At 36.0% G+C, this 26019-nt stretch carries 36 protein-coding genes and 4 pseudogenes; 19 read left to right on the forward strand and 21 right to left on the reverse strand.

All coding sequences use genetic code 11. The features are described 5' to 3' along the window. Positions 1–12: 12 nt before the first annotated feature. The 13 genes from rplX to rpsJ form a co-directional block, all read right to left on the reverse strand. Complete coding sequence (rplX, locus tag ABZ559_RS12045) at positions 13–318, reverse strand: 50S ribosomal protein L24 (RefSeq protein ID WP_018376778.1); 306 nt, start codon at positions 316–318, stop codon at positions 13–15. 87 nt (positions 319–405) lie between these two features. Next, positions 406–774 carry a 50S ribosomal protein L14 gene (gene rplN / locus ABZ559_RS12050; RefSeq protein WP_018376777.1) on the reverse strand — a complete coding sequence of 123 codons (369 nt, stop codon included), beginning with the start codon at positions 772–774 and terminating at the stop codon, positions 406–408. A gap of 24 nt (positions 775–798) precedes the next feature. After that, on the reverse strand, positions 799–1059 hold the full coding sequence (rpsQ, locus tag ABZ559_RS12055) for a 30S ribosomal protein S17 (RefSeq protein WP_002885836.1): 261 nt from the start codon (positions 1057–1059) through the stop codon (positions 799–801). 27 nt (positions 1060–1086) lie between these two features. Then, positions 1087–1293, reverse strand: a complete 207-nt coding sequence (gene rpmC, locus ABZ559_RS12060) for a 50S ribosomal protein L29 (RefSeq protein WP_018376776.1) — start codon at positions 1291–1293, stop codon at positions 1087–1089. Between the two features lie 9 nt (positions 1294–1302). Further along, complete coding sequence (rplP, locus tag ABZ559_RS12065) at positions 1303–1716, reverse strand: 50S ribosomal protein L16 (RefSeq protein ID WP_018376775.1); 414 nt, start codon at positions 1714–1716, stop codon at positions 1303–1305. A 3-nt stretch (positions 1717–1719) separates the two neighbouring features. Next, complete coding sequence (gene rpsC, locus ABZ559_RS12070; protein WP_136282081.1) at positions 1720–2373, reverse strand: 30S ribosomal protein S3; 654 nt, start codon at positions 2371–2373, stop codon at positions 1720–1722. Between the two features lie 12 nt (positions 2374–2385). Then, positions 2386–2730, reverse strand: a complete 345-nt coding sequence (gene rplV / locus ABZ559_RS12075; RefSeq protein WP_367006594.1) for a 50S ribosomal protein L22 — start codon at positions 2728–2730, stop codon at positions 2386–2388. 15 nt (positions 2731–2745) lie between these two features. After that, positions 2746–3024, reverse strand: a complete 279-nt coding sequence (gene rpsS / locus ABZ559_RS12080) for a 30S ribosomal protein S19 (RefSeq protein WP_000533765.1) — start codon at positions 3022–3024, stop codon at positions 2746–2748. Between the two features lie 207 nt (positions 3025–3231). Beyond that, on the reverse strand, positions 3232–4065 hold the full coding sequence (gene rplB, locus ABZ559_RS12085) for a 50S ribosomal protein L2 (protein ID WP_273405066.1): 834 nt from the start codon (positions 4063–4065) through the stop codon (positions 3232–3234). 17 nt (positions 4066–4082) lie between these two features. Beyond that, the gene (locus tag ABZ559_RS12090; protein WP_018376772.1) at positions 4083–4379 is read right to left on the reverse strand and encodes a 50S ribosomal protein L23; all 297 of its coding nucleotides are present in this window, start codon (positions 4377–4379) and stop codon (positions 4083–4085) included. Next, entirely contained in the window at positions 4379–5002 is a 624-nt protein-coding gene (gene rplD, locus ABZ559_RS12095) for a 50S ribosomal protein L4 (protein WP_367006596.1), read from the reverse strand. The genes ABZ559_RS12090 and rplD overlap by 1 nt, the downstream gene beginning before the upstream one ends. Before the next feature lie 23 nt (positions 5003–5025). After that, on the reverse strand, positions 5026–5652 hold the full coding sequence (gene rplC, locus ABZ559_RS12100) for a 50S ribosomal protein L3 (protein ID WP_273405067.1): 627 nt from the start codon (positions 5650–5652) through the stop codon (positions 5026–5028). Between the two features lie 243 nt (positions 5653–5895). Next, positions 5896–6204 (reverse strand): 30S ribosomal protein S10, encoded by a 309-nt coding sequence (rpsJ, locus tag ABZ559_RS12105; protein ID WP_001284518.1) that lies wholly within the window; start codon positions 6202–6204, stop codon positions 5896–5898. 303 nt (positions 6205–6507) lie between these two features. On the opposite strand from rpsJ, the pseudogene ABZ559_RS12110 reads away from it, so the two are divergent. Then, positions 6508–7266: pseudogene (locus ABZ559_RS12110) on the forward strand (helix-turn-helix domain-containing protein); the annotation flags it as partial. Here the strand turns inward: ABZ559_RS12110 and ABZ559_RS12115 are convergent. Then, positions 7210–7443 carry a helix-turn-helix domain-containing protein gene (locus ABZ559_RS12115; RefSeq protein ID WP_367006598.1) on the reverse strand — a complete coding sequence of 78 codons (234 nt, stop codon included), beginning with the start codon at positions 7441–7443 and terminating at the stop codon, positions 7210–7212. The pseudogene ABZ559_RS12110 and the gene ABZ559_RS12115 overlap by 57 nt on opposite strands. A gap of 22 nt (positions 7444–7465) precedes the next feature. On the opposite strand from ABZ559_RS12115, the pseudogene ABZ559_RS12120 reads away from it, so the two are divergent. The 4 genes and pseudogenes from ABZ559_RS12120 to ABZ559_RS12135 all read left to right on the forward strand — a co-directional run. Next, positions 7466–7579 (forward strand): annotated as a pseudogene (locus tag ABZ559_RS12120) (IS630 family transposase); the annotation flags it as partial. 38 nt (positions 7580–7617) lie between these two features. Then, positions 7618–8043 carry a transposase family protein gene (locus ABZ559_RS12125; RefSeq protein ID WP_367006600.1) on the forward strand — a complete coding sequence of 142 codons (426 nt, stop codon included), beginning with the start codon at positions 7618–7620 and terminating at the stop codon, positions 8041–8043. An 11-nt stretch (positions 8044–8054) separates the two neighbouring features. Beyond that, positions 8055–8357, forward strand: a pseudogene (locus ABZ559_RS12130) (transposase); the annotation flags it as partial. Positions 8358–8372: 15 nt separating this feature from the next. Further along, positions 8373–8660, forward strand: a pseudogene (locus tag ABZ559_RS12135) (transposase); the annotation flags it as partial. 241 nt (positions 8661–8901) lie between these two features. Here the strand turns inward: ABZ559_RS12135 and ABZ559_RS12140 are convergent. The 5 genes from ABZ559_RS12140 to ABZ559_RS12160 form a co-directional block, all read right to left on the reverse strand. Next, positions 8902–9495, reverse strand: coding sequence for a hypothetical protein (locus ABZ559_RS12140; RefSeq protein ID WP_115341352.1), 594 nt, complete (start codon positions 9493–9495; stop codon positions 8902–8904). A 42-nt stretch (positions 9496–9537) separates the two neighbouring features. Beyond that, entirely contained in the window at positions 9538–10335 is a 798-nt protein-coding gene (locus ABZ559_RS12145) for a hypothetical protein (protein ID WP_367006602.1), read from the reverse strand. Positions 10336–10353: 18 nt separating this feature from the next. Continuing rightward, positions 10354–12459 carry an AlwI family type II restriction endonuclease gene (locus ABZ559_RS12150; protein ID WP_367006603.1) on the reverse strand — a complete coding sequence of 702 codons (2106 nt, stop codon included), beginning with the start codon at positions 12457–12459 and terminating at the stop codon, positions 10354–10356. A 90-nt stretch (positions 12460–12549) separates the two neighbouring features. Then, a complete protein-coding gene (locus tag ABZ559_RS12155) occupies positions 12550–13497 on the reverse strand; it encodes a Dam family site-specific DNA-(adenine-N6)-methyltransferase (RefSeq protein ID WP_258862865.1) in 948 nt (315 codons plus the stop codon). Positions 13498–13506: 9 nt separating this feature from the next. Beyond that, on the reverse strand, positions 13507–14700 hold the full coding sequence (locus ABZ559_RS12160; RefSeq protein WP_115341348.1) for a DNA adenine methylase: 1194 nt from the start codon (positions 14698–14700) through the stop codon (positions 13507–13509). 181 nt (positions 14701–14881) lie between these two features. Here ABZ559_RS12160 and ABZ559_RS12165 point away from each other — a divergent pair, with 181 nt between their 5' ends. After that, entirely contained in the window at positions 14882–15244 is a 363-nt protein-coding gene (locus ABZ559_RS12165; RefSeq protein WP_115341347.1) for a hypothetical protein, read from the forward strand. 19 nt (positions 15245–15263) lie between these two features. Here the strand turns inward: ABZ559_RS12165 and ABZ559_RS12170 are convergent, their stop codons facing one another. Both ABZ559_RS12170 and ABZ559_RS12175 read right to left on the reverse strand, forming a co-directional pair. Continuing rightward, positions 15264–16115, reverse strand: coding sequence for an ImmA/IrrE family metallo-endopeptidase (locus ABZ559_RS12170; RefSeq protein WP_181877521.1), 852 nt, complete (start codon positions 16113–16115; stop codon positions 15264–15266). Between the two features lie 6 nt (positions 16116–16121). Continuing rightward, on the reverse strand, positions 16122–16484 hold the full coding sequence (locus ABZ559_RS12175) for a helix-turn-helix domain-containing protein (RefSeq protein WP_002270986.1): 363 nt from the start codon (positions 16482–16484) through the stop codon (positions 16122–16124). 715 nt (positions 16485–17199) lie between these two features. Here ABZ559_RS12175 and ABZ559_RS12180 point away from each other — a divergent pair. The 13 genes from ABZ559_RS12180 (at position 17200) to ABZ559_RS12240 (ending at position 26003) form a co-directional block, all read left to right on the forward strand. Beyond that, positions 17200–17964: a hypothetical protein gene (locus ABZ559_RS12180; protein ID WP_367006605.1), complete on the forward strand. Its 765-nt coding sequence runs from the start codon at positions 17200–17202 to the stop codon at positions 17962–17964. 28 nt (positions 17965–17992) lie between these two features. Next, a complete protein-coding gene (locus tag ABZ559_RS12185; RefSeq protein ID WP_115341345.1) occupies positions 17993–19162 on the forward strand; it encodes an XRE family transcriptional regulator in 1170 nt (389 codons plus the stop codon). Further along, the gene (locus ABZ559_RS12190; RefSeq protein ID WP_257235469.1) at positions 19163–19291 is read left to right on the forward strand and encodes a hypothetical protein; all 129 of its coding nucleotides are present in this window, start codon (positions 19163–19165) and stop codon (positions 19289–19291) included. Between the two features lie 108 nt (positions 19292–19399). After that, on the forward strand, positions 19400–19636 hold the full coding sequence (locus ABZ559_RS12195; protein ID WP_367006608.1) for a hypothetical protein: 237 nt from the start codon (positions 19400–19402) through the stop codon (positions 19634–19636). Then, positions 19633–19860 carry a TetR family transcriptional regulator gene (locus tag ABZ559_RS12200; RefSeq protein WP_115341343.1) on the forward strand — a complete coding sequence of 76 codons (228 nt, stop codon included), beginning with the start codon at positions 19633–19635 and terminating at the stop codon, positions 19858–19860. The genes ABZ559_RS12195 and ABZ559_RS12200 overlap by 4 nt, the downstream gene beginning before the upstream one ends. Positions 19861–19973: 113 nt before the next feature. Beyond that, on the forward strand, positions 19974–20288 hold the full coding sequence (locus ABZ559_RS12205) for a hypothetical protein (protein ID WP_000406626.1): 315 nt from the start codon (positions 19974–19976) through the stop codon (positions 20286–20288). Positions 20289–20310: 22 nt separating this feature from the next. Beyond that, on the forward strand, positions 20311–20721 hold the full coding sequence (locus ABZ559_RS12210; protein WP_115341342.1) for a DUF961 family protein: 411 nt from the start codon (positions 20311–20313) through the stop codon (positions 20719–20721). A gap of 6 nt (positions 20722–20727) precedes the next feature. Continuing rightward, on the forward strand, positions 20728–22386 hold the full coding sequence (locus ABZ559_RS12215; RefSeq protein ID WP_115341341.1) for an FtsK/SpoIIIE domain-containing protein: 1659 nt from the start codon (positions 20728–20730) through the stop codon (positions 22384–22386). A gap of 211 nt (positions 22387–22597) precedes the next feature. Beyond that, positions 22598–23830: a replication initiation factor domain-containing protein gene (locus tag ABZ559_RS12220; protein ID WP_115341340.1), complete on the forward strand. Its 1233-nt coding sequence runs from the start codon at positions 22598–22600 to the stop codon at positions 23828–23830. After that, a complete protein-coding gene (locus ABZ559_RS12225; protein WP_115341339.1) occupies positions 23808–24194 on the forward strand; it encodes a hypothetical protein in 387 nt (128 codons plus the stop codon). The genes ABZ559_RS12220 and ABZ559_RS12225 overlap by 23 nt, the downstream gene beginning before the upstream one ends. Before the next feature lie 19 nt (positions 24195–24213). Then, positions 24214–24450, forward strand: a complete 237-nt coding sequence (locus tag ABZ559_RS12230; protein ID WP_000456039.1) for a hypothetical protein — start codon at positions 24214–24216, stop codon at positions 24448–24450. Continuing rightward, on the forward strand, positions 24447–25001 hold the full coding sequence (locus ABZ559_RS12235) for a conjugal transfer protein (RefSeq protein WP_367006611.1): 555 nt from the start codon (positions 24447–24449) through the stop codon (positions 24999–25001). The genes ABZ559_RS12230 and ABZ559_RS12235 overlap by 4 nt, the downstream gene beginning before the upstream one ends. Positions 25002–25010: 9 nt before the next feature. After that, complete coding sequence (locus tag ABZ559_RS12240) at positions 25011–26003, forward strand: conjugal transfer protein (RefSeq protein ID WP_115341336.1); 993 nt, start codon at positions 25011–25013, stop codon at positions 26001–26003. Positions 26004–26019: the final 16 nt, after the last annotated feature.

Genomic DNA, 26019 nt, shown 5'->3' on the forward strand with positions numbered 1-26019 from the left:
TTTCCTTCGTGATTAATCAAGCACTTCGCCTGATTTTTTGTTGTAACGAACTTTCTTGCCATCTACAACTTTGTAACCAACACGGCCCGCAACGCCATTTTTGTCAAGTACTTGGACGTTTGACACATGGATTGGTGCTTCTTTTTCTACAATAGCACCTTGAGGGTTTTCATTGTTTGGTTTTTGGTGCTTTTTGACAATTGCAACACCTTCAACAATTACTTTGTTAACTTTTGGAAGAGCTTTAAGAACTACAGCTTCAACACCTTTGTCCTTACCAGCAATAACGCGAACTTTGTCGCCTTTTTTTACAAACATGTGAGTATTTCTCCTATTTTTTCTTACGCCCAAATGGGCACCCTGACAAACGTCAGGGGACTAAGTTTGCTTTTTTATAATTATAAATTAAAGTACTTCTGGTGCAAGTGAAACAATCTTCATGAAGCCACCGTCACGTAATTCACGTGCAACAGGACCGAAGATACGAGTTCCGCGAGGATTTTTGTCTTCACGGATGATTACCGCAGCGTTATCGTCAAATTTGATGTATGAACCGTCTGCACGACGAGCACCAGTTTTTGTACGAACAACAACAGCCTTAACCACGTCACCTTTTTTAACCGCTCCACCAGGAGTAGCTTGTTTTACAGATGCAACGATGATGTCACCGATATTAGCGAATTTACGTCCTGAACCACCAAGAACTTTGATGGTGAGAATTTCACGGGCACCGCTATTATCAGCAACTTTCAAGCGAGTTTCTTGTTGAATCATTCCAATTTTCTCCTTTTAGTTTGTTTAGATAATAACAGCTTCTTCCACAACTTCTACAAGACGGAAGCGTTTTGTAGCTGAGAGTGGACGAGTTTCCATGATACGTACGATATCGCCTTCTTTGGCAACATTATTTTCATCATGTGCTTTGTATTTTTTTGAATAGTTGATACGTTTACCATAGACTGGGTGGTTACGCTTTGTTTCAACTACAACAGTGATTGTTTTATCCATCTTGTCAGATACGACACGTCCAACAAGGGTTTTACGTTGATTACGTTCCATTATTAGAATTTCTCCTTTCCCAATCTATTATTTGTTTTCTGATTGCACAGTTTTAACACGTGCAATTTGCTTTTTCACTTCGTTCAAACGCGCAGTTTGATCAAGTTGACCTGTTGCTGCTTGGAAACGAAGTTCAAAAAGTTCTTTCTTAAGTTCGTTTTCTTTCTTAGCAAGTTCTTCTTGAGAAAGTCCACGAAGCTCTTTAACAAAATCTTTAATTTCTTGAAGTTTCATGTGCTCTCCTTATTCTGCTTCACGTTTTACGAATTTACATTTAACTGGTAATTTGTGGCTCGCAAGACGAAGTGCTTCACGTGCAACTTCTTCAGATACACCAGCAATTTCAAACATAACTTTTCCACGTTTAACTGGTGCTACCCAACCTTCAGGCGCCCCTTTACCAGAACCCATACGTACACCGATAGCTTTAGCAGTGTATGATTTGTGTGGGAAGATTTTAATCCAAACTTTACCGCCACGTTTCATGTAACGCGTCATCGCAATACGGGCAGCTTCGATTTGACGGTTTGTAATCCAGTGGCTAGTAGTGGCCTGAAGACCGTATTCACCAAATGCGACTTCCTTACCACCTTTAGCTTCACCGCGCATTTTTCCACGGAATTCGCGACGGTGTTTAACACGTTTAGGTACTAACATCTGTTATTTGCCTCCTTTAGTGTTTTTGCGAGCTGGAAGAACTTCACCACGATAAATCCAAACTTTAACTCCAAGTTTACCGTATGTAGTATCAGCTTCTTCCCAAGCATAATCGATATCTGCACGAAGTGTGTGAAGTGGAACTGTTCCTTCTGAATAACCTTCAGCACGAGCGATATCTGCACCGTTCAAACGACCAGATACTTGAGTTTTGATTCCTTTAGCACCTGCACGCATTGTACGTTGGATAGCTTGTTTTTGAGCGCGACGGAAAGCAACACGTTGCTCAAGTTGACGAGCAATGTTTTCACCAACAAGATGAGCATCAAGATCAGGTTGTTTGATTTCGATGATATTGATGTGAACTTGTTTTCCAGTCAACTTATTAAGTTGAGCGCGAAGAGCGTCAACATTAGCTCCACCTTTACCGATAACCATACCTGGTTTAGCAGTGTGAAGTGAAACAATTACTTTATTTACTGCACGTTCAATTTCGATAGTTGAAACCGAAGCGTCAGCCAATTCTTTATTGATGAATTTACGGATTGCAAGATCTTCATGAAGGTAATCCGCGTATTCTTTTTCAGCATACCATTTCGCATCCCAGTCACGGATGATTCCGACACGCATACCAATTGGATGTACTTTTTGACCCACGATTTTACCTCCTTATTTTTCTGCAACTACTACAGTAATATGTGTAGTACGTTTGTTGATTGGTGAAGCTGAACCTTTTGCGCGAGGACGGAAACGTTTCATTGTTGGTCCTTCGTTAGCGAATGTTTCAGATACTACCAAATTAACTTTTTCCAACCCAAAGTTGTTTTCAGCATTTGCAATAGCTGAGTTAAGAACTTTTTCAACTTCTGTAGCAGCTTTAGTTGGAGTGAATTTCAAGATTGCGATTGCATCAGCAACTTTCTTACCACGGATAAGATCAAGCACAAGACGTGTTTTACGAGGTGAAACACGCACTGTACGAGCCATTGCTTTAGCTGAAGTAATTTCTGCCATTGTGTCCTCCTCCTATTAACGACGTGTTTTCTTATCGTCTGCAGCGTGACCTTTGTAAGTACGTGTTGGCGCAAATTCACCAAGTTTGTGACCTACCATGTCCTCTTGAATGTAAACCGGCACGTGTTTACGTCCATCATAAACTGCAATTGTATATCCGATGAAACTTGGGAAAATCGTTGAACGACGTGACCAAGTTTTAATTACTTTTTTCTTTTCGTCATTTGCTTGAGCTTCAACTTTTTTCATCAAATGCTCATCGACGAAAGGTCCTTTTTTAAGACTACGTCCCATTGTGTAGTTTTCTCCTTTAAATATAGTACCACAGCGGCTTGGGAGCTGGGAGAATAACCCAACTTACCCTACCGAGCTGGCGGATTTATCATAACCGACCGGCGCAGTGGTTGACAGTCAAATAACGGCATTTTTCAACTTGCTATTTTCCTCGTCAACTGTGCGGGGGTCTCGCTACGAAGTTTTAACAACCTTCTGCTCGGCCGCCTATTTTTCGTTACGGCGACGAACAATAAGTTTGTCAGATTTAGCTTTTTTGTTACGAGTTTTAAGACCAAGCGCAGGTTTACCCCAAGGAGTAGACGGTGCTTTACGTCCAACTGGCGCCTTACCTTCACCACCACCGTGTGGGTGATCGTTAGGGTTCATTACAGAACCACGAACAGTAGGACGAATACCCATCCAACGGCTACGACCAGCTTTACCCAAGTTAACAAGTGATTGTTGTTCATTACCAACAGTACCAACCGTTGCACGACAAGTTCCAAGAATCATGCGAACTTCGCCTGATTGAAGACGAACAAGAACATATTTACCTTCTTGACCAAGCACTTGAGCAGATGTTCCCGCAGCACGAATCAATTCAGCACCTTTCCCAGGTTGCAATTCAATGTTGTGGATAACTGTACCAACCGGAATGTTTGCAAGCGGAAGCGCATTACCTACTTTGATATCCGCATCAGGACCTGAAACGATGCGTTGTCCTACTTCAAGACCTTTTGGTGCAAGAATGTAAGCTTTAACTCCATCAGTGTAGTGTACAAGAGCAATATTAGCTGTACGGTTTGGATCATACTCAATAGTTTTAACAACTGCTTCAACACCGTCTTTATTACGTTTGAAGTCAATCAAACGGTAATGACGTTTGTGCCCGCCACCTTGGTGACGTACAGTGATACGACCATTGTTGTTACGACCAGCTTTGTTTTTCAATGAAACAAGCAATGATTTCTCAGGAGTGCTTGTTGTGATTTCAGCAAAGTCCAAAGAAGTCATATTACGACGGCCATTTGTCGTTGGTTTATAAACTTTAATACCCACGTTAATTCCTCCTTTGATTATTCAGCTTCGGCTGCAAACAACTCGATTGCTTTAGAATCAGCTGTAAGAGTGATGATAGCTTTTTTAGTTTTGCTTGTGAAACCTGTGTAACGTCCTACGCGTTTAGCTTTAGGTTTAACTGTTACAGTGTTCACGTTCGCAACTTTAACTCCGTCAAACGCTGCTTCAATAGCTTGTTTGATCAAAAGTTTGTGTGCACGAGTGTCAACTTCAAATGTGTATTTCCCTGCTTCGAGGTCGTACATAGATTTTTCAGTAATAACTGGTTTTTTGATTACGTCGTACAAATTCATTATGCAAGAACCTCCTCAATTGTAGAGATTGCTTCTTTAGTAACAAGAAGTTTGTCTGCGTTCACGATGTCAAGAACACTTGCAGTAGTTGCAGTTGCAACCGTTACGTTTGGAAGGTTACGTGCAGAAAGCGCTGCAAATTCATTTCCTTCTTCAAGGATTACAAGTACTTTTGAATCAACGTTAAGTGCTGAAAGTACGTTTGCAAATTCAGCAGTTTTTGGAGCTGCAAATGAAAGGCTTTCTACAGCTACAAATTTATCTTCAGCAACTTTTGCTGAGTAAACAGATTTCAAAGCAAGGCGACGAACTTTTTGTGGAAGTTTGTATCCATATGAACGCGGAGTAGGTCCGAAGACAACACCACCACCACGCCATTGTGGTGAGCGGATAGAACCTTGACGCGCACGTCCAGTTCCTTTTTGACGCCATGGTTTACGTCCGCCACCAGATACTGCTGAGCGGTTTTTAACTGCATGAGTCCCTTGGCGAAGGCCAGCACGTTGGCTGATAACGACATCAAATACTACTGATTCGTTTGGTTCGATACCGAAGATAGCGTCGTTTAATTCAACTGAACTAACTTCTTTACCAGTTTGGTCAAATAGTTTTACGTTTGCCATTTTAACTGTTTTCTCCTTTCTTATTATTTAGCAGCTTTGACAGCTGATTTGATAGTGATAAGAGATTTCTTAGCACCAGGTACGTTACCTTTGATTAGGATAACGTTCTTCTCAGGAATAACTTGTACAATTTCAAGATTTTGAATTGTTACACGATTGCCACCCATACGTCCTGCCAAGTGCTTATTTTTGAAAACACGGTTAGGCGCAACAGGTCCCATAGAACCTGGACGACGGTGGTAACGAGAACCGTGAGCCATAGGCCCACGTGATTGACCATGGCGTTTGATAACACCTTGGAAACCTTTACCTTTAGATGTACCAGTTACATCAACAACATCCCCAGCTGCGAAAGTTTCAACTGTAATTTCTTGTCCAACTTCCAAGCCTTCAATGTTTTTGAATTCACGAATGAAGCGCTTAGGAGCAGTGTTAGCTTTTGCTACATGGCCTTTGGCAGGTTTGTTGCTCAATACTTCACGTTTGTCATCAAAACCAACTTGAACTGCTTCGTAACCATCTGTTTCAACAGTTTTCACTTGAAGCACAACGTTTGGAGTCGCTTCGATGACAGTAACAGGGATAAATTCACCGTTTTCAGTGAAGATTTGAGTCATTCCCACTTTTTTCCCTAAGATTCCTTTTGTCATGAGAAAATATTTCCTTTTCTTATTTGTATTTAAAAAGTTTTTTATGAGCGTTTTTCATGCTCAAAAAAGTTTTTAACGAGCGTTTTTTGTGCTCAAAGTAAGATACTGAAGACTCAAACTCAATGTAAAAATAAGAAAACCGACGAAGAAACATTACTTTCTAGAAAGATTTGTCTTTCTCACACAGAGTTCAGCCTGCGTTCAGTTACATCCGAACCTACTTCTTACTTGCTTTTCAAACGATTAAAGTTTGATCTCTACATTAACACCACTTGGCAAGTCAAGCTTCATCAAAGCATCAACCGTTTTTTGTGTTGGGTTAATGATGTCAACAAGACGTTTGTGCGTACGCATTTCAAATTGTTCGCGAGAATCTTTATATTTGTGCGTCGCACGAATAATTGTGTAAAGGCTACGCTCAGTTGGAAGTGGAACTGGTCCAGCAACTGTAGCACCTGTACGTGTCGCAGTTTCAACGATCTTTTCTGCCGCTGTATCCAGTGTACGATGCTCGTAGGCTTTTAAACGGATACGGATTTTTTTGTTTGCCATCTTTTTCTCCTTTTCGTCTATTTAAGATAATAGGCTAGCTCCTCAAGAAAACCAACACGCTATTGCGTGGCAATGCAACCGAGCGTGTCGCAACCTCTTGCATCATAGCTAAAGCTGTTTTTTACAGCACCAGTATATAATACCAGATTTCACAGGCCTTTGCAAGCATTTTTTATATTTTTATTTACCTTTTTTCGTCCCCTAAATTCTCAAAGTAAGTTCTAGTCTACCCCCAAAGCTGGAAATTAGACTGAGACAAAAAAATAAGGTAGAACTTACTATGGGACAAGTTGGTAACTGACAATGAAAAACAAACACTTAACTCTCTCTGATCGCAATGATATTCAAATAGGAATTGAACAGCTCAAGCCCTTCTCAGCTATAGCAGCTAAGTTAGGAAAAGACCCGTCCACAATCTCAAAAGAAGTTCGGAGAAATAGGGTGATAAAAGAGAACTCTAGTACTTCCAATTGTGAGGCCTGCCCTCTACTCAAAAAGACTCCCTATGTGTGTAATGCCTGTCCGAAAAAGAGATTGAACTGTGGATACCAGAAACAGTTCTACTATGCCAAAAGAGCTCAGCTTGATTATGAAGCTAAGCTCTCGGAGTCGAGAACAGGTGTTGCCCTAAACAAGGAAGAATTCTATCACATGGACGCTATTGTCTCTTCTGCCATCCAAAAAGGACAACATCTCAACCACATCATCGCTTCCAACGAACTTTCGGCATCCAGAGCTTCTATCTATCGTTACCTTGAAAAAGGATATCTTTCCACAAAGCCCATTGATTTCCCACGTGTCGTGAAATTCAGAAAACGGAGAACCAGAGATCTTCCTCCTATTCCTAAAAAAGTCAAAGAAGGGCGGTCTTATGAGGACTTCCAACGCTTTCTTACAAAAGAAGGCATCAGCTATTGGCTGGAAATGGACACCGTTACTGGACGGATAGGCGGAAAGGTACTTCTCACCTTTAACCTATCCTTCTGTAACTTTATCTTCGCTCGATTACTTGACAACAAAACGGCCAATGAAGTCGCTAAACACCTCTACGTTATCAAGAATATTCTTGATAAGAAAGAAATCAGCTTCTTTGAGTTGTTTCTCCCAAAGATACAGCGTATTAGTGCTAATCCCAAATAACTGACAGGTTTCTTTTTTGGAATGACCAGCCTCTACATAATTAATAACTCGTTTTCTAAAATCTATTCCGTAACTTTTCATAAGTATAGTATAGCGCATACTACATAGAAACTAAACAACTATAAATGGTGAGCTAATCGCTCCGATGACTTATGAAGAAACAATGACGAGCGACTTTTTTGAAGCCTGGTTTCAGAAATTTCTGCTGCCAACATTAAGCACACCGTCAGTTATTAGACTTGTTCGGTAACTCAAAGGTGGTATACTAAAGCTATGGAAACAACATACGAAAAAGCCTTAAAATTAAACTCAGAGAATTTCAAATTGTTGATAGGTGTTAAAAAAGCGACGTTTCAACTGATGCTTGATTGTCTCACTGACGCTTATCAAGAGCAACACCGGAAAGGAGGACGCCCACGCCGTCTAAGTATGGAAGAGCAGCTCATCATGACCTTGCGCTACTTACGCTATTACCCCACTCAACGCTTGTTGGCATTTGATTTTGGTGTAGGTGTGGCAACTGTCAATGAGACCATTACATGGGTAGAGGACACCCTTCGTTCTTCAGGTCTCTTTGATTTAGACCACTTGGAAGCACCTAGCGCCACTGTTGCCATTGATGTCACTGAAAGTCCTATTCAACGCCCTAAAAAAACCAAAGCAAGAATTATTCTGGTAAAAAGAAAAGACATACCATAAAAACTCAAATCATGCTTGATTTGACTAGCCATCGTGCTTGTCAATTGGCTTTTTCAGATGGCCATACGCATGATTTTACCCTTTTTAAGGAGAGTATTGGCTATAGTTTGCCCCAAAATACTCTTGTTTTCGTAGATTTAGGGTATTTAGGCATCTTGAAATTTCACGAAAATACCTTTATTCCTGCTAAGCGTTCTAAACATCACCTCTTAACCGAAGAGGATAGACGGTTGAATCGAGAGATAGCTAAAATGCGTATTGAAGTTGAGCACTTTAATGCCAAATTTAAAACCTTTCAAATCATGGCACAGACCTATCGTAATCGTAGAAAACGGTTTGAATTAAGAGCTGAGTTGATTTGTGGCATCATCAACCATGAGATGATGTAGTTACCGAACAAGTCTAATATTATGGATAATGCAAGATTCCATAGAATGAGTAGGCTAGAGCACTTATGTGAAGAGTATGGGCATAAACTTTTACCACTCCCTCCATACTCACCTGAGTATAATCCTATTGAGAAAACATGGGCTCATATCAAAAAACACCTCAGAAAAGTATTGCCAAATTGCGATACTTTTCTTGAGGCTCTTTTGTCCTATCCCTATTTCAATTAACTATAACTCAAACAAGAGAAACTACAGGCACAAAACAAAAGACAAGGCTTAGAAACCTTGTCAAATCAACTATACCGGCGGCCGATATTTTGATATTTTAATTAAAATTGATTTGCTGATTTTAAAGCATTTGGATAATCTAGACTACTTAAAAAGTAGCTTATTTTGTTATTTTTGGGGAGAAAAATTGGGGCAGAATTTCTCTAAAAAGTAGAAAAATCATGTATGCCTATACCTATGTTTAATTTATTAATCTCCAGTCATTATCTATTTTATTTTTCGATATTTTCCAAGGTTCATTAATTTTAAAAATAGGTGTCTCATGATAGTTATCCTTTGAATCATAATATGAAATTCTTACTTCATCAAAGTTTTTTCCTTCCATATCTTTTTGTAAGATTGCAAATTCTAAATCAAACCGTTTAATTTCATTTCCAGCTAGCAAAAAGGTATAGGAGCCATTTTCTCCATAAGGCTTGCTTTCACCATCTTCTTCATAATGGCTTAATTGAACAGTCTTACCAATCACCTTTCTATGATTATACAAGACTAGGTTAATATTTCTAATAACTTGTTTAGTTGATTTCATATTGTGAATTTCTATCCATAATGGAACATCAAACATTAAACCTTGGGATGCACTATTTTGGAATCCCCAAGGTTTACCAGTCATTTTATTGTAAACTGATTTAATATAGATTTTTACTTTTCCCTTGTTTGCAAGTATTGAAGTTACAAAAGTTTGTGCAAAAAAACCTATTATTGTAGAAATCAAAGAAATTATAGAACCTAAAATAAGTATTAACACTTCCTGCTGCTGAAATAATTTCCCCATTGTACACCTCACTTCTTCCATTATGTTTTATATAATAACTTTTTATTCCTCTAGTGAAACCATAGAATTTACATCAAAATACTTAGAATACCTGGTATAATAGTTATCCTTTGAGATTAAAGCTATAGTTGGAAACGGGGAAGCTTCACCATGTGGAAATTCACTTGTATAAAAGTATTTATTATTAAATGCCCACATAACAAAGTCAACTTTCGATGTTATAAATAGATTCATAAAATTTTTATCAAAAAATGGATAGTCAAGAAAAGCTTCCTTAGTTGAGATAGGATTAGTTTGAAATTGTTTTCTCGTTATATAAAAAGTAGAATCATCTACAATTAGAAATCCCAATTTTTTGTTAGGATAGTTTTTTCTATATGCTTCAACACTATTTAAATGTTTCTGACAGATTCTCTGAAAATTACTTAAATAAGCTCTATAATTATGATGACTTACTGAATCATCAGGAATAAAATTATCAGATTTGGGATTATACCTTGTATCCCCGTGAGCAATAATTTTTAAGTCATCTGCAAATGTTCCCTCTGGAAACTGTTGAATAAGTCTTTCCACTTCTCTTAATGCTCGAGCATCTGCTTTTCTTTGAGGATTCTCTCTTCCTTTTTTCTTAGCAACTATATCATCAACTTCAAACATTTCTATCATCATATCATTAGTGATAAAATCTGGTCTTGTATCTGTATTATCATTCCAGATTGAATTACAAATTTTATCAGCTAATTTTTGTTCTTTTTTTGATTTTGTATATATAGCTTCACAACTATATATTACTGATTTAAATATATCCCATTCTGATTCATTTGAAAAAAATTTGAACATAATACCGTCTCCATGTTTCTAAAAATCTAGGATAGTTTTTCTCCAATTCACATCAAACTCTTGCGATAAAGAAGAGAAAGATGTGTCGATATTCGTTAATAGAAGGGTGCTATTAACATTGTTACTTAGTAAATCCCTCAGTTCAATATTTTTTAATGGCATAATTTTTACATTTTCTGCAGTTTTTCCAAAGGTTTGAACTTCCCTGCTAGATTTCAGAGGAACACTTGCTACCGCACGCCATATATTTATAGTATTGTCATCAAGTTCATCTGCTACAAACAATGTAGTTACTGGCTTAGGTTCTTCATCTATTGTTAAGTTTGCAGCATGCCGAAGAACAGGTTCCCATTCTCCCCGCTTTTGAGTGTTTCTATCCATTAAGGTTACTTCCAACTGAACAATTTCATCATCGTATACTGCAACTATATCACCGTAGCCGCCACCAGCAAATTTTTCTGGTAAAAAATCAGCTGTCATTGTTAAATTAAAACTGGAATGTAAATCATAATCTTTATCACTCAAGTAGTACCAAGCTAAACCTACTATGTACTCATAAATGGTTGGTACAGATGATTCTACTCCAACCATTTTTTGAATAATCTTATCATTGCTTCTATCCGAGAACAATGGAAGAATTTCTATTATTTTATCTTTTGGAAAAGTTCTATGAACAAATTCTTTAAATTCTATAGATATTTGAGACTGTAAATGTCCTTTTACTTCATCTGCAGTAGATAAAGACAATTCATTTGTAATTTCCCGAACTATAGAAACTACTTGATTTTCGTCATATCCATAAATTTTAGATAAAGTAATATTATTATAGAAGACTGAACCATAACTATTTTCATAAAATTCCATATCCTCTTTAGTACTTGGAACAAAAATATTATTTTGGAGTACATCTAAATTTAAAAATTTTTCCCAAAGATTTCGGTAAGCCAATTCAGCTATACCATTATTGACATGTAAAATTCCTGTTGCCAATGCCACTTTTCTAAAATTTCTGTTGTACTCTCTTACATCTGAATTGCGCTTACTAAATCTAAACTCTGAGTAGTACATCGCATTATTTGTACCATCTGTCAAATATACCTTGTCAGCATTCTCTGTTAGGAACTCTTCAATTCTAGTTTTTCTAGTATTATAAACTGATTCCTTACCACCAAATGCAGTTTTTATAACCTTCCCTTTTGACTTATTTTTCAATAATTCTATTAAGATATCTAAGGATTTTTGCGTTTTATTTTGAACAAATCTGTAATTTTTTAAATAAAACTCATAATATATCTGTGACTGAGTTGAATCTTTCTGACTTGTAAAGTACTTTGAAAAATCCTCATACTGCATGACTCCTTGAAAATCTGGAAATTCGTCATTCCCGGATATTCTATTATTATAAGACAATTGCACCTCTTCAAAGGTGGTTGTTAAAACTCGGTCCAAAAATGTGTCAGGATTTACTGGAAATTTAGGATTTAGTAATTCAATCATTTTAAACAAAACTGAATCTGATATCCTATTATACTTCAACAAAGTATATAATAGTAAATTAAATGGTGAGTAGTACATACTACCATCTTTTGAATATACTCTTAATTTTGAAAGCTGCCGTAATAGAATTAAATTTATTGAGTTGATTGGCAAAAGTTTTTCAAATGTATCGAGTTGACCAACTTTTTCATTAAGATAAGACTTACCTACAGTTGAAATTTTTCTGTTGTTGTATGCAAACCCTATTTTTGTTAAATTACTAGTATAATGTCTCGCTCTTGCTTCAAGATTTTTATCCAAATCCTCTAGAAGTATTTGCCCTTTTGGCAAGCTTTCAAATGTTTCTTCATCTAGAGCCCAAAAAGAATTTGCATATTCACTCTTTTCTAAATATTTATTAAAGCTATCCAATTTGTTTGTGTCTTTAAAAATTTCTGGACTGGATTGGATTGCAAGCATATAAAAAACGAATTGTCCAACACTTTTTGGAAAACTATCCCACTCATAATTTCCACTTTCAAATTCCTCATTTAGTATAGTTAAATATTTTGTATAAGCATCAGTTATATCTTTTCTCCTACCATTCGTATTCCACATATTAAACTTTGAGTCTTCAGCGACTTTCATTCATGTCTCCTCACTATCATTTTTAGTACTTAGATTACTTTTATTATAACATTAAAATAAAAAAGGAAGTACGGGATACTTCCTTACTATTCAATAATTCTTTATTAGAACTTCAATAGTTTCAGATTTCTTAGCTCTTGACTGATAATTACTATTATTATAATTGAATGTCAGCCGTAATGGTGATTTATTTTCATATTTTTTACTCCACTCAATAAGTTCTTTATTGTATTGTCCTTTATGAGCAATTACATTTGACATTGCAAACTTAGCACCAATGCTATCAACTTTATCAAGGTAATCAAACAAATCTAAGTCATCTTTTAAAGTCCAACCATTATTTTCATTATAGGTTGCTGTACTTATTCGGTATGGGGGGTCAGCGTAAATGAAATCACCCTTTTTAATATCCGTAACATTTCGGAAATCTTCTTTTTTAAAGGAGAACTTATGAGAACTTAATATTTTTTGGAATTCAATCAATTTATTTTTCATTTGACTATTGAAATCCCTTTTCCCAACTGGGAGATTATACTCTCCTTTAGAATTAAAGCGTATTTGATTATTGAATCCAAAAACTATTAGCAAATAAAACAAGATATTTTCATCTTGCTTATTTTGATGTTTATTGTAGTCTTCTCGTAAAATTTTATATTTTTCCTTATTATAGGCACTAACGTCTTTCTTATCTCCAATATAATAAGGGGCATACCCAAATTTCTCAGTATTAGACAACCCATATTTATTTATATAAAAATATATTTTTTCTAGTATTTCTTCAATTTTAGATTGGGATAAAAATTCTAAAAAATCTATAACATGATACTCACTATCATTAACAACAATTTCTCCATCTTCTTTAAATAGACTTGAAAAGAATTCATTAGCAACATTAACAGATACTACCCCTCCTCCAGCAAATAAATCAATAAACCGATTGAAAGTATCGGGCTGAGGAAATTGTTGAAATAACTGAGGTAGTAGCTTATGCTTTCCACCCGTATAGTTTAAAGCACTTTTTATGTAATAATTTTTCACTATTATACCTCAATTGACTTCACATAAATACAGTATTTCTTTATGATTCTTAATATGAGATTTACCCGTTGTAAATGGTGCAAAATCTGTTTCAAACTTGCTAACCTTTCCTTTTTTATTTAGAATCGCCATTATTTCTTCTCCTGAAATTTTTGCGTTAGAACGTGAATTTCCCTTCTTTTCCATATTATTATAAGAAACTAAAATATATTTTGAATTGATATTTGAAATTAAATTATTAAATGCTATTGGTGCTTTAGATTTTGTATAATCTGAACTTTTTTCTGAACGATTTACTGCTTTACGAGCTACACCTTCAACTTTAGGCTTTTTCCACTCTGCTACATTTTCTAGGACATGATAAGCATTCTCATATCCTCTAGAATTATATGGAGTATCAATATATACCAAATCAGCCTTAATATGTTTAACTAATTCATTCGCGTCCATATTAAATAATTTATTCCCCGAATTTATTTTAATATTAGGTACTCTAAGAATTAATTCTTGAGTGGAATCCATTTTTTTTCTATATGCATCAAAATGCCCAACAGTATTTGCTACTTTATCCATTGCATATAAAAGTGAAGTCATTATACATGACCTTTCTCTACCATTTAAGTTTGTTAAACAGTCTATTTCTTCTCTGATGGCATCTATTTTTTGTGCATTTTTTATACTAAAATATCTATCACCAAAAACATCTGTGACATACCCTCTTATGCCCTTAAGATTATTTAATCTATCAATTTCATATTCAACTTTTGATAAATCTACATTATCATTTCCAAACCAAGTTACATAACTTACAAAATTACTAAACAAAATATCATTAACAATTATTTGTTTTCCTTGACGATTGAATAAATCTGCAACTACTCCTGTTCCTCCGAAAATATCAGCAATGATATTTACATTTTTAGTATGCTTCTCAACAACTTCATTAATGAAGGGGAGCATTTTTTGTTTACTTCCCAAATATCTTCTATTTTGGATTTCTAGTTTTTTCTCTTGAGAAAGTGTATGACGTTGATTATCGTATTTTGATTTAATCACTTTTTTTATTTGCTGGATATCTTCATTTGACCATAAATATCCTTTTCTATCTCTGAAAGGTTTCTCAATATCTCCTTGTTTAATATAATTATGAAGAGATTGACGTGTAATATTCAATTCTTTCTCAATTTCTACAGTACGCAACATAGGCATCACCTCTTTTTTACATTACGGTAATTATATCATCTTTTTATAAAAGTTCCAAGTTATATTTTTTAATAGTTCATAGTTAGAGATAAAGTACACTCTATATCTTATCTTAAAATTCGATAGTTGTATCTGATTTGTAACATTTTTCTAGTATAATATTATAAGGGAGGTTTGGAAAATGAAAAAAATACTTAGTCTATTACTTTTAGGAATTACTGCTATATTTCTAATATCTTGTTCCAAACAAAATAGTCTTTATGGAAAATATTATGATATCTATGACGGTAAAGCTAAACTTATTTTAGAGTTTAATGAAAATGGTGGGAGATTCTACGAGAATGAAACCCGTGCTATAACGAATATTGATACTAAAAATAATACTTTTACATTTTCTGTTAACGGTCGTGACGTTGTTGTTACCTACGATTTAAAAGAAAATGGCACTTTAAAGTATGATACAGGTAGTTATTTTACTTCAGGTAATGAAAATATTGCATACAAAAAGGATAGTGAAGCCTATAAAAAGGCATTGAAAAAATGACTTAGAGATTTTCTCTAGGTCATTTTCTTGTTATTAAAAGAAGTTTTGCATGTCGTTTAGCTTCTACTTCTGTCACTTGTTTGGGATTCCAAGCATAGCTAATAGATTGCCCCTTATCATACAATCCCCAGATTTTGAACTTTGGATAACATTGTTTTATCAAAGAGGTGAATTGAGTATCTGCTAGCTCTGGTAAGTCAATATCTGAAATGAAATTTGATTGATTTATTAAATAGTTGAACTTATCTAGTGCACTAGGTTCAAATTCATTGTAATCAGAGATGATATAGTCTTTCACTTGGTCAAAGTAACCGATAATATGTTTATTTTTTCTAGTTAGATAATCTTCTACAATTTGTTTTGCAGATAGTCTATTGATGTCTAACTCAAAGTTTAAGAAGTCTGTCAAACGAGTTTTAAGAGCTTGACCAGAAACTTGTAGTGCTACTTCTACCTCTTGAAAAGCCATTTGCTGATAAAAAATCTTAGTTAGAAGCACAATATCAGGCATTAAGAGAAAAGCTGAGTAAAAATTAGCTTCTCTTTCTTGTAAAGAATCATCATGAAAATCAGTGAATACTCGCCCACTGTGATGTAATAAGATGTGTCCTAATTCATGACATTTTGTGAAATTTTGACGATTGATAGAATCGCTATCTTGATATGAAATTGTTAAAACATCGTCATTGATATTAAAACCTGCTATATCTATTCGGATATGATGAGGAATGACAAGTATATTTTTCTTGTTGACTTCATAATTGAAGTAATCCTGAAAAGTATAATAAAGAGGATGTACTTTATTTAATTTCATGAATGGATAAAGTGATTGTTTTACACGATTCCAAACATTAAAGTAAATTCTTTGCACGAAATATCAGTCTTTCTTTTCTTTATTCATAGCTTTAATGGCTTTTTCTCTCTCTAACAGAAATTCTCTCAAATCTTCTTCTAGTATTTTCTTCTCTTCATCAGATAAATTCTTAGAAGTTTTCCGATACAGAACTTCAAAAGTTGATAAGTCAATCTCATCAGAATTTTTGTAGTCAGATTTTCCCATTAAATAATCAATGGATACATTATAAAAATTCGCTAATTTAGTAATAACTGATTGTGTCGGGTTAGCTTTGGCATTTTCCCATTTAGCATAGGCTTGTTGAGAAATTCCAAATTCTTTTGCTACATCGCTTTGCGTTAAATTAGCTTCTAAACGCAAAGCTTTTAAGCGTTCGGGAAACATTTTTGTACCTCTTAAAATATTTTTTTAATTTTTTTTTACAAAAAACTCTTGACAATACAACCTATAAGTTGTATTATATATTTACAACCTGAAGGTTGTTTGAATCTAGTTAATACTAAACCTAAAATTATAAAATAGATAAATCTAATAAAGTATGAAAAAGGTTGATATTAACAAGAAGATTTGAAATAGTCCTTTGAAAATTGAATAAAAAAGTGCGTCAGACAACCTCACTCAAGCTTAGCTGACCAACACACAATAATCATTTAGCAATTATTATTGTACAGGTTTTATCGCAAAAAGTCAAGGAGGTTGGAGTAGATGAACACAAAAATCCTTTGGAGTTATCTCACGCACTCGGCTTTTTGCCCCTCTTGACCGGATAACAAAGGGGAACTGCTGGCGCTGGTGGCGTCGGAAATGCTGACAGGTAAGATACGTTCTGCTGGGGGTAAGCATAGGCGGTTAATTGTCGCTATAGTGAAGTGAGATGACTACAATAACAGAGATTAGTCAAGTACAGCTATAGGGCGGTGATAACAACAATGAGTGTGCGACGATATGAGCACGCCCTAAACAGGACTTCCTGTTTAGAAGAGTAGAAAATTGAAATTCAAAGTCACATCAATCAATAAACTTTAATTTTTTCATCTGTATTTGTAATTTTCTTTTGAAATATGGTATAATAAAGAAAATTACATTGAGAGGTGATAAAATGACACAAGAAGATATTTTATCTGAAGAACAGTGTCAACTACTTGTTGATGCTCTCCTTAAAGGAAACGAAGAATTTTGCGAAGAAATGAAAGCAAAAGAAAAAACAGAGCCGATTTACTCTGCTGCTAAAAATGGACGAGGAAATAAAATTGATAGTCGTCTTATCAAAACTTTTGCGAATCAAACAATCAGCTTCATACAAGATTACAGTATAAAAAAAGCTGGATATAATTGGGACTACGGTGAGTATATTTGTGAAACACCTTTTGGTCGATTCTTATTTGTCATTAAATCTGACAAGGCATTAAAAAGAGCCTTTCCTAAGTCCAATAGTGATGAAAATCTTTCTGAGGATGAGGATAAAAAATATTTTGAAAATTATTTGGGAATTAACCAAAAAATAATTCGTCAAAGCAAAGAGCCTGTTGAAGGTTTATTTGAGATTCCGATTCCTCTTTTTGAAGAAGATAGAAATTCTGAAATCTTGTTAATCCCAGATGAAGTTGCTCATGAGGATATCGATTTCTTTTTTGTTCTGACCTATAAAACATCTGGCGAAGAGATAACAAGTATTGAGCTGACATTTCCTAATCCCGTTTCAAATGACCTACGGTTAGCACAAGACTTATCAAGATACATTCAAACAAGTCAAATTAATAGTAACAATAGTCAAAACCCTATCAATACTACTTCTCCTCAAGAAAAAGATGAGGACATGGAAAACTTTGACGAAGGAGTGATTGAAACGAAGAAAAGTAAGTAAAAAATAAAACGTAAAGGGGGATTCACTCGTGTTTAACGGTGATATATTAAAACAATTACGCCTTTTATATGGCATGACAAGAAAGGAGCTGGCGGCTAAATTAGATATAACTGAACAAGCAGTTTGGCAATTTGAAAAAAATGAAATCTCTCCTAAAACATCAGTTAGACTTAAAATGACCAATTTATTTGGAGTACGTTCAGACTATTTTTCACAAGTAAGTTCCAATTCAAATTTTGACATGACATCCGTAGCTTTCAGAAATGAGGCAGAAAGCACACGAAAAGCCACAGATATACAAGAAGCTTATCTAAATGCGTTGGATTCTCTTACCGTATTTCTTGAAAGTATGGTGATGATTCCTAATCAAAAAATTATAGATTTAGTAAACATTCTTTCTCAAAAAGAACCAGACAAGAATAATCTAGAAGAATTGGCGCTGTTTACTAAAGAGTTTCTAGGTATCTCTGACGATAATAGTGACCTTCTCTATCAATTGGAAAAGTCTGGTATTTATATTTTTGAAAGAAAAATGGCTAACAATGAAGACGCCTATAGTATCTGGTCTAACACAAATAGACCATTTATTATTTTAGGAACTGGGAAGACTGCCGTGAGACGAAATTTTGATTTAGCTCACGAATTAGGACACCTTCTCCTACATCGAAATATTGATTTTAGCACCTTGTCTAGAGATGAGTTTTTAGAGAAGGAATCGGAAGCCAATAACTTTGCTTCTTACCTTTTACTTCCACGAGAAAACTTTATTCAAGACATGGCTAATCTTGTTGGAAAGCGGGTAAGCAATCCCGATAACTATATTGACTTAAAACGGAAGTATACTGTTTCCATACAAGCACTGGAATACCGTGCCTTTAAGTTGGGCTTAGTTAGCCCTTCACAACATGGATATTTTTACAGATTGATTAACAAAAATAATTATAAAACATTTGAAAAACTCGATGACGAAATCATTGTAAAAAGACCATCTAAAGTCAGAAGCATGTTAAACACGATTTTGTTAAATGTCTTGACGTTGGAGAGCCTATCTAGTGCTTTAAAGGTTGATAGCCGTTTCTTAGCTCATCTGTTATCGGTGCAGCCACAATTTTTTGATAAATATAAAAAAACGATTAGCGACGAAGATAAGTTTGATAACATTATCCGTCTGAATGATGTGTCTAGGGGGTCTATTTAAATGCCCAACAATAACAACTATAACCCGAAAATCTTAGACGCCTTGGCTGAAGCTAAACGGATTTCTCGAGATAAAACGGTTGTTTCTTATGGTAGCTTGACAGAGTTGAAGAAAGCTCTTGAAACTTAATAATAATGCTAGTATAGACAGTTCTTAATGGAGCTGTCTTTTTTATTTTCTACTCCTCTAAGCTGATAAAGCTACTTAACGCATTCTAAAAGAAAGTGAGGTAACACTATGACCTATTATGAACAAAGTTTTCAGAGATTATACGAGAACTTTGTTTTTTCTTTGAAAATCTATCCGGATAAGCATTATCAAAAGGTCTTATGTTATCAAGTGCTAGAAAAAATGGATAAGTTGTTTCACGACTACCAAAAACTAGGCTTGCCAACGGTTCAAATAGTCCAATGGAAAAATCACTACAAATTTAAAGTGCAACAGGATTACATCATGAATGGAGGTACAACATGAATTATTTTGAACAACGATTCCAACAAATCTATGAGAAGTTTCTTTTCTCCCTTAAAATTTACCATACTAACCCTGCACACTGTAAAACGTGCTACCGAGACTGTCTGAATGAAATGGACAGTCTTTTTTTACGCCATGATACTCATGACCAGTTTGCTAAACAGCTTTTGAATTGTAAAAAGACTTTTCAATTTAAAGTTAAAAAAGCCTATTTTGGAATGTAAGGAGGACGGTATGACCAGAGTAAGAGCACCTGCCGATTAAAAAGATGAGTTGATTTTTTGACCTAGACAAATCGTAAAACGGTCTAAACAAAATAGAAATTGAGGTAAATATAATGGAAATTACAAAAGTATTCGTTGACCAAAACCAAGTCTTAGGAAATGAGGTCTTTGTCTCAGGTATGGAAGAAGTCCGTGCCAATGATTATAATCCTGTCTCTTACCGTATCTTTGAAATTTCAAGTCGAAAAGAGCCTTCTGCCTTTCTCATTGTAGAAGGTTTTAAAATGTCAGATGTCCCTGAGGGGCGTCAAAAGGTCGTCTTCCCTCGTGGGATTGCTATTGAACGTCGTAACTTCCGTTTTGGAGGCAAACGCAAACATGAAAATGTTATTGTTGCGGAAGAAATGCGTACGGTAAAGTCTAAATAAGAAATAGAATAGGAGAAATACTATGACTGTAAAATTTGCTGCTGATGTGATTGAAACTTTTGATACTGTAAAAACGCTTGGAACTCTAAATTTCCTTGAAGCTATTCCTTTTATGCACTGGGAAGACTATGTGGAAGAAGGAACCGGTGAAGAAAAACGCCGTGAAACAGACGAAGTGGACTATGTAGATGTGAAGCTCTACTCTTCTGCTGTAAACGGGGATATTACCGTAACGGTTCCACCTGAAGCAAAAGTGGCTCAAATGACCGCTGAAAAGAACTACAATGATGAAGTAACACTCGTAGCTCCTACGGCTCGCTTCTGGTCAAATTCAGAAACGATTAACAATCGCCGTATTATCACAAGCGGAGTCAAACTACGGGCTAAAGACGTTGTATTAGTGGGGAAACCTGAACCTAAAAAGGAAGGATAGTAGCCTATGAAACTGTTCACCTATCGGGGAATCCGTGTTCGGAAGTTTCATGAGAAAATTAAACGGCTAACCTTTGCTCTTTTTCTTCTGCCCTTTCTCCTTGGAGGGGGCTTTTTCGCTTACCTGCACCAAGACCAGCTTCAAAGCCAATTTCAACGTGACCCGATAACCTATGGAATTCTTTTTAGTGGAAGTGTATTAGGATTGTTGCTACTAGACGGCTTAGTACAAATGATTTGTTCCCGAAAATTTCTTTTCTTTAGTCGTCTAGATAGTTTACGGATTCTTTCTCACTATTTGCTGGATAATAACTTGTATAAGGTCAAGAAAATCAAATCCAATCATCATACAAGAGAACAGATTCTATTGCCCAAAGTGTATTTGAAACGTGACCGTTTTGGTATCACCGTTTCACTCCACCTTCAAGGTAGCCGATTCCAAGACCGTTTTATCGCTCTTGAAAAGCCTCTTGAAATTATGTTTGACGGAGACTTTATGAATAAGCAATTCACCAAAGGCTACGTTTCTTACACTATTGCCATTGACCAATTTTCAGGTCGCTTATCTATCTTTGATGTTAAGATGACTGAAAAAGGCATTTACTTGATGAAAGATGTCTATTGGGATTTCAATAAACACCCACACTTGCTGATTGGTGGTGGAACGGGGGGCGGTAAAACGGTTCTCTTGATGATTTTGATTTGGGTCTTGGTACAAATTGGTTATGTAGAAATTCTTGACCCGAAGCGCTCTGACTTTGTCGGATTGAAACAGATTCCTGTCTTTAAAGGGCGGGTTTACTGGGATAAACAAGAAATGTTAGCTTGTTTAAAGCGTGCTGAGCAGGAAATGGATAAACGTTATGATTACATGACTAGTCACCCTGACTATCAGGCAGGGAAAAAGTATTATGCTTACGGACTGAAGCCTCGCTTTATTGTCATTGATGAATTGGCAGCCTTAGCGGCTAAACTAGAACGGGATTACCAGTCATCTGGAGACTTTATCGAATACCTAACAGAATTGATTTTAAAAGGTCGCCAAGCTGGAGTCATCATGATTGTTGCTATGCAACGTCCTGACGGAGAATACCTCAAAACGTCTTTACGTGACCAATTTATGAAACGGATTTCTGTTGGTCACTTAGAAGATACTGGTAATAAAATGATGTTTGGGGACGCTAACGCAAATAAAGTTTTCAAAAAGATTGATGAAATTGACGGAGAGGAGATTTTCGGTCGTGGTTATATTGCAAACGGTGGAGAGGTGGCTAGAGAATTTTATTCACCTGTTGTTCCCTTTGAGGAAGGCTTTTCTTTCTTTGAGGAATACAAGAAACTACCCATCTTAGATGACCCATTATTAGAGACACTAGAAACTACGCCCACTTCATCACCTGACTTACCCGTTGAACAAACAGAATCTTCTCTCCTTCCTCTGAATGACTTCGCCAAGGAGTCAAACGTACCAATTTCAACCTTACGAAACCTTGTGAAATACATAGAAGAACAGGACTATACTTTCACAAGAGAGGATAATCGTATTCTGCTAGATGAAGCAGATATTGCTTTGTTGGAGGAAATTGTGATAGAGAAAGAAGAGGCTGACTTGTCTTATAAGCAAGTTGTCCTTCAGCACTTTGAAACACCTTCTGAGCCAGCGTAGGCACGAAGGTCAAGGTCAGGGCAGCGCCCGTCCGACCTGCCCGACCGAGCTGACAAGCGGGCGTTTTGGGGTGTGCCGTAGGCACGCCCCAAAAGGGCTTAACCTCCCAATACTAATAGGGGGGTTAAAACTAACACAAGCCCTTAAAAAGCTGTTCTTATCCCAATGACTAGCCTAGCTAGCATGAACACAAAAAGGAGGTTAAACAAGAGTGATAAGCAATACGGATTTAAAACGTATCAGGCTTGAGTTAGGGTTTACCCAACGCAAAATGGCAATGATGATGGGTTATAGTTACTACAACTACCGAAACATTGAACAAGGTCAACGAAAGATGACCAAGGAATTTGAAAAGGCACTCTTTCACTTTCTGAATCGCAAATCAGAAACCAAACTAGAAAGCACGGTGGATTGGTTAAAAATTCGCTTCAAAACACTTGATTTTAAAGCTGTCATCTCACACGTTTTAAAATTAAGACCAACGGATTTTTTTCACGAAGAAAAAAGCTTATACAGCTATTCAGATATGGTGACTTATGGTTCAATTCGGGTGCTTTATTCCCATTCTGAAAAGAAGGCAGAAGCTGGAACACTGATTGACTTAACAGGAGGGGGTTGTCGTGAGTTTGAATTGTTATTAAAGCAACAAGGACGGGATTGGTTTTCTTTTCTTCATGATGTCTTTCTCTTTGCGGAACAAGAACGAAAAGATAGACCTTTAGAAGATTTTTTAGCCTTCCCCCGCTTTGATATTGCTCTTGATGAATTATACAAAAAGTCAGGCAATCTCGACTTATTTGATATTAAAAATCGGATTTTTGACAATAAAATCATCATGCGCAAACTCCGCACCTTTACCGCTATTGAAGGCTTGAAAAAGGTTGAAAATCACTTTGTCAATCAGGGATTGACCTTAAATTTTGGTAGTCGTCAATCTAGCCTCATGATTCGCTTTTATCAAAAAGATTATGAACAAGCCCTCTTAAAAGATGTTTCTGTTGACTATATCCATGAAGTCTATAATTATAAAAACCGCTATGAGATTGAACTACACGACACCAAGGCGTTTGATATTTTGAAAGAGTGGTATATGCTGGAAACAGACTTGACCAAAATAGGCGCTCGGATTTTAAATAACTATTTTGAAGTGAAAGATTGGAACGGGAACTATGATAGTGAATGGGATAACCTGCTTGGCACACAAGCGGGTTTTAAATTTGTCACACGTCCTCGCCAAATTAACTACGCAAGGACAAAACATTGGGTCACAAAACAAGTCTCTAGTGCTTTGAAATTATTGAAAATCGTTGATATGGTCTATCAGACAGATGAGCTTTCAGAAATCATTTCTGAAGCCTATCTGAGTAACAATCATACGAAACTAGCAGAAGAAATTTGTGAACGAAACGGAGTTGATTTTGATGTTATTGTCGGACAGATATAAACCTATAAATATCCCTGATAAATTCAATCGCCCTCTTCAAACAAAGACCTTCCCAGTCGGTTATGAAGAACTCTACCTATCGTTTTACGATTTTGAACTGGTCAAAGATGTGATTGATTATTGGGGGCTCTTATATTATCCACCTAAGAAAGATTCTGAATTGAAATATGCGGAACAATTTAGAAAACAATCCTTTAAAGATGAAAACCACCAACAAAATGCGATTAAAAAGGCGACTAGGCAAGAAGCTAGACAACCTTTTTTTGAAGAGTTAAAAACAAAACCACTAAAAAAGATGAGTCAAAACGCTCGTTGGGTGGCAGAAATGCTCGTACAGACGGGCTATGCTCAATTGGTACTATAAAAATGAAAGGAAAAATGAAATGGAATATAAAGTTGAATTGAATAGTCTGGACAATTTCAGGGCTTGGTCAGGTGCACGCAATACACTAGCAACTGTCCGTGAACGGGGAGATATGGACAGACTAACCTCACTTGGTGAAGATATTTTTTCAGGAAGTATCCCCACAGAAACAGAAATCAATGATTGGCTTTGGTTTGATTCTGATGATATTTATCGATTTCTTGGCTATCATGATTTGGTAGAAGATGACGTATGAAGGTTGTAAAGAAAATTTACGAGGGAATCTCCTGCTTTCCTGATAAAAATGAATTTTGGAATCTGTACATTGTCTTAATGAAAGAAAAAGATTTTTTTCTGGACGCTTTTGCGAGAAAAACAGATGATAAAGAGGCTCTCCCTCAATACCAACATGCCTATTTTACCCTAGATGGAAACGTCCTTGACCAAAATTGTGCAATGAATACACAGCTTGTCACCTTATTTAGACAAGTCATTTTAGAAAAACAAATAGAATTTTTGGAGGAAATCACAATGACAACACAAAACATACTGGAAAAGAAAATCAGAACTATTTCTTTAGAGTTAGGAGAACTGATGAAATCTCATAATGATAAAGAAGCTTGGACAAAAGCTGGTGAATTAAACGGACTCCTCAAAAAAGAAGAAACTAAGCAAGTCCCAGAAGCGCTTGTTGAAAGTCTCCGCTCTGAACTGCGCGGTTATTATTATGTCAACGGGGAACTCAATAAACTTCATAAACAGCTTTATGCCAAAGGAAATAAATTGATTGAACTTGCCAATCAGTAAGGAGAAATCATGGATAAATTGAAACTTATTTTACGTCAAGCAAAAGCTTATTTGGGACGTTTTTCTAAACGCCCTAAAAAGAAAGGAAAGCCTAAACTAGCCATTGCCAACCAAAAAACAGTCAATCTTGCCGTTCTGTCAGGATTGACTTTTATTTTACTTGTGGGGCTACTAGGAAGCATTCGTGCGATGACTATCTCCAGTAAAGTCACCAATCTTGAAAAAATGATGGCTTCTAAGAAAACTACTTCTTCTACCTCTTCTGCTCCCCAAACAATAGATAATCGCTTGCAATATTATCTGAATGATTTTGTAGAGTGCTACTTCACTATTCCTGCGGATTCAGACGGTCAAACCAAACAAGCTAAGCAATTAAAGAGCTTCTACGGTTCAGAACCTGATATTCAAGCACAAGGTCAAGTCAAAAATCCTAGTCAATTAAGCTGGTCACGCTTGCTAACGGTTACGGATAATGTAGCAACGTATGAAGTGCATTACAAGCAAACGGTAAAAAATGGGGATAAGACAGAAGAAAAAGAATTAGTGACGGGGTTTAATATTCCTTATGCCAAAACAAAAACGGGCTACTATGTGACGGGCTTACCTTGGTTTTCAAGTTTATCGACCAATCAGGCAGTTAAGAAAAGCACCGACACAGAGGTCAAACTCAATCAGTCAGATAGGATTTCAGAGAAAGCAAAGAAGAAACTGGATAAATTTCTCACTGTTTTCTTCACTAACTATACCACTGACCAAGACAACTTGGACTTAGTGGCTCACAATATAGCGGTTGTAAAAAACGCCACTTTTAAAACCTTGGATTTTAGTTACTACAAAGCCACCGATAAAACAGTTATGGCCTATGTTCAAGTAACATTTGAAATTGCAGGCTCGACACATGCTGAAAACTTCACCTTGACCTTATCAGAAAAAGGGAAGTCTTATTATGTGGAGAAAGTCAGCCATACAATCCCTGCTAATTACGCAGATACAAAAGAATAAAAGGAGAGTTTAATCA

The sequence above is a fragment of the Streptococcus sp. ZY19097 genome, assembly GCF_040731245.1.
Classification (GTDB): Bacteria; Bacillota; Bacilli; order Lactobacillales; family Streptococcaceae; genus Streptococcus; species Streptococcus orisratti.

Excerpts from the sequence above, each read along its gene's own strand:
- ABZ559_RS12230 (WP_000456039.1), top strand. The coding sequence starts at position 24,214 with ATGGAATATAAAGTTGAATTGAATAGTCTGGACAATTTCAGGGCTTGG.
- rplX (WP_018376778.1), bottom strand. The coding sequence starts at position 318 with ATGTTTGTAAAAAAAGGCGACAAAGTTCGCGTTATTGCTGGTAAGGAC.
- ABZ559_RS12225 (WP_115341339.1), top strand. The coding sequence starts at position 23,808 with ATGTTATTGTCGGACAGATATAAACCTATAAATATCCCTGATAAATTC.
- rpmC (WP_018376776.1), bottom strand. The coding sequence starts at position 1,293 with ATGAAACTTCAAGAAATTAAAGATTTTGTTAAAGAGCTTCGTGGACTT.
- ABZ559_RS12190 (WP_257235469.1), top strand. The coding sequence starts at position 19,163 with ATGCCCAACAATAACAACTATAACCCGAAAATCTTAGACGCCTTGGCT.
- ABZ559_RS12150 (WP_367006603.1), bottom strand. The coding sequence starts at position 12,459 with ATGAAAGTCGCTGAAGACTCAAAGTTTAATATGTGGAATACGAATGGT.
- ABZ559_RS12180 (WP_367006605.1), top strand. The coding sequence starts at position 17,200 with ATGACACAAGAAGATATTTTATCTGAAGAACAGTGTCAACTACTTGTT.
- ABZ559_RS12215 (WP_115341341.1), top strand. The coding sequence starts at position 20,728 with ATGAAACTGTTCACCTATCGGGGAATCCGTGTTCGGAAGTTTCATGAG.
- ABZ559_RS12090 (WP_018376772.1), bottom strand. The coding sequence starts at position 4,379 with ATGAATTTGTACGACGTAATCAAAAAACCAGTTATTACTGAAAAATCT.
- ABZ559_RS12200 (WP_115341343.1), top strand. The coding sequence starts at position 19,633 with ATGAATTATTTTGAACAACGATTCCAACAAATCTATGAGAAGTTTCTT.
- ABZ559_RS12205 (WP_000406626.1), top strand. The coding sequence starts at position 19,974 with ATGGAAATTACAAAAGTATTCGTTGACCAAAACCAAGTCTTAGGAAAT.
- ABZ559_RS12210 (WP_115341342.1), top strand. The coding sequence starts at position 20,311 with ATGACTGTAAAATTTGCTGCTGATGTGATTGAAACTTTTGATACTGTA.
- rpsS (WP_000533765.1), bottom strand. The coding sequence starts at position 3,024 with ATGGGACGTAGTCTTAAAAAAGGACCTTTCGTCGATGAGCATTTGATG.
- ABZ559_RS12240 (WP_115341336.1), top strand. The coding sequence starts at position 25,011 with ATGGATAAATTGAAACTTATTTTACGTCAAGCAAAAGCTTATTTGGGA.
- rplP (WP_018376775.1), bottom strand. The coding sequence starts at position 1,716 with ATGTTAGTACCTAAACGTGTTAAACACCGTCGCGAATTCCGTGGAAAA.
- ABZ559_RS12165 (WP_115341347.1), top strand. The coding sequence starts at position 14,882 with ATGAAAAAAATACTTAGTCTATTACTTTTAGGAATTACTGCTATATTT.
- rpsQ (WP_002885836.1), bottom strand. The coding sequence starts at position 1,059 with ATGGAACGTAATCAACGTAAAACCCTTGTTGGACGTGTCGTATCTGAC.
- ABZ559_RS12140 (WP_115341352.1), bottom strand. The coding sequence starts at position 9,495 with ATGGGGAAATTATTTCAGCAGCAGGAAGTGTTAATACTTATTTTAGGT.
- ABZ559_RS12115 (WP_367006598.1), bottom strand. The coding sequence starts at position 7,443 with ATGCGCTATACTATACTTATGAAAAGTTACGGAATAGATTTTAGAAAA.
- ABZ559_RS12145 (WP_367006602.1), bottom strand. The coding sequence starts at position 10,335 with ATGTTCAAATTTTTTTCAAATGAATCAGAATGGGATATATTTAAATCA.
- ABZ559_RS12175 (WP_002270986.1), bottom strand. The coding sequence starts at position 16,484 with ATGTTTCCCGAACGCTTAAAAGCTTTGCGTTTAGAAGCTAATTTAACG.
- rplV (WP_367006594.1), bottom strand. The coding sequence starts at position 2,730 with ATGGCAGAAATTACTTCAGCTAAAGCAATGGCTCGTACAGTGCGTGTT.
- ABZ559_RS12195 (WP_367006608.1), top strand. The coding sequence starts at position 19,400 with ATGACCTATTATGAACAAAGTTTTCAGAGATTATACGAGAACTTTGTT.
- rplC (WP_273405067.1), bottom strand. The coding sequence starts at position 5,652 with ATGACAAAAGGAATCTTAGGGAAAAAAGTGGGAATGACTCAAATCTTC.
- ABZ559_RS12160 (WP_115341348.1), bottom strand. The coding sequence starts at position 14,700 with ATGTTGCGTACTGTAGAAATTGAGAAAGAATTGAATATTACACGTCAA.
- ABZ559_RS12125 (WP_367006600.1), top strand. The coding sequence starts at position 7,618 with ATGGAAACAACATACGAAAAAGCCTTAAAATTAAACTCAGAGAATTTC.
- rplD (WP_367006596.1), bottom strand. The coding sequence starts at position 5,002 with ATGGCAAACGTAAAACTATTTGACCAAACTGGTAAAGAAGTTAGTTCA.
- rpsJ (WP_001284518.1), bottom strand. The coding sequence starts at position 6,204 with ATGGCAAACAAAAAAATCCGTATCCGTTTAAAAGCCTACGAGCATCGT.
- rplN (WP_018376777.1), bottom strand. The coding sequence starts at position 774 with ATGATTCAACAAGAAACTCGCTTGAAAGTTGCTGATAATAGCGGTGCC.
- ABZ559_RS12235 (WP_367006611.1), top strand. The coding sequence starts at position 24,447 with ATGAAGGTTGTAAAGAAAATTTACGAGGGAATCTCCTGCTTTCCTGAT.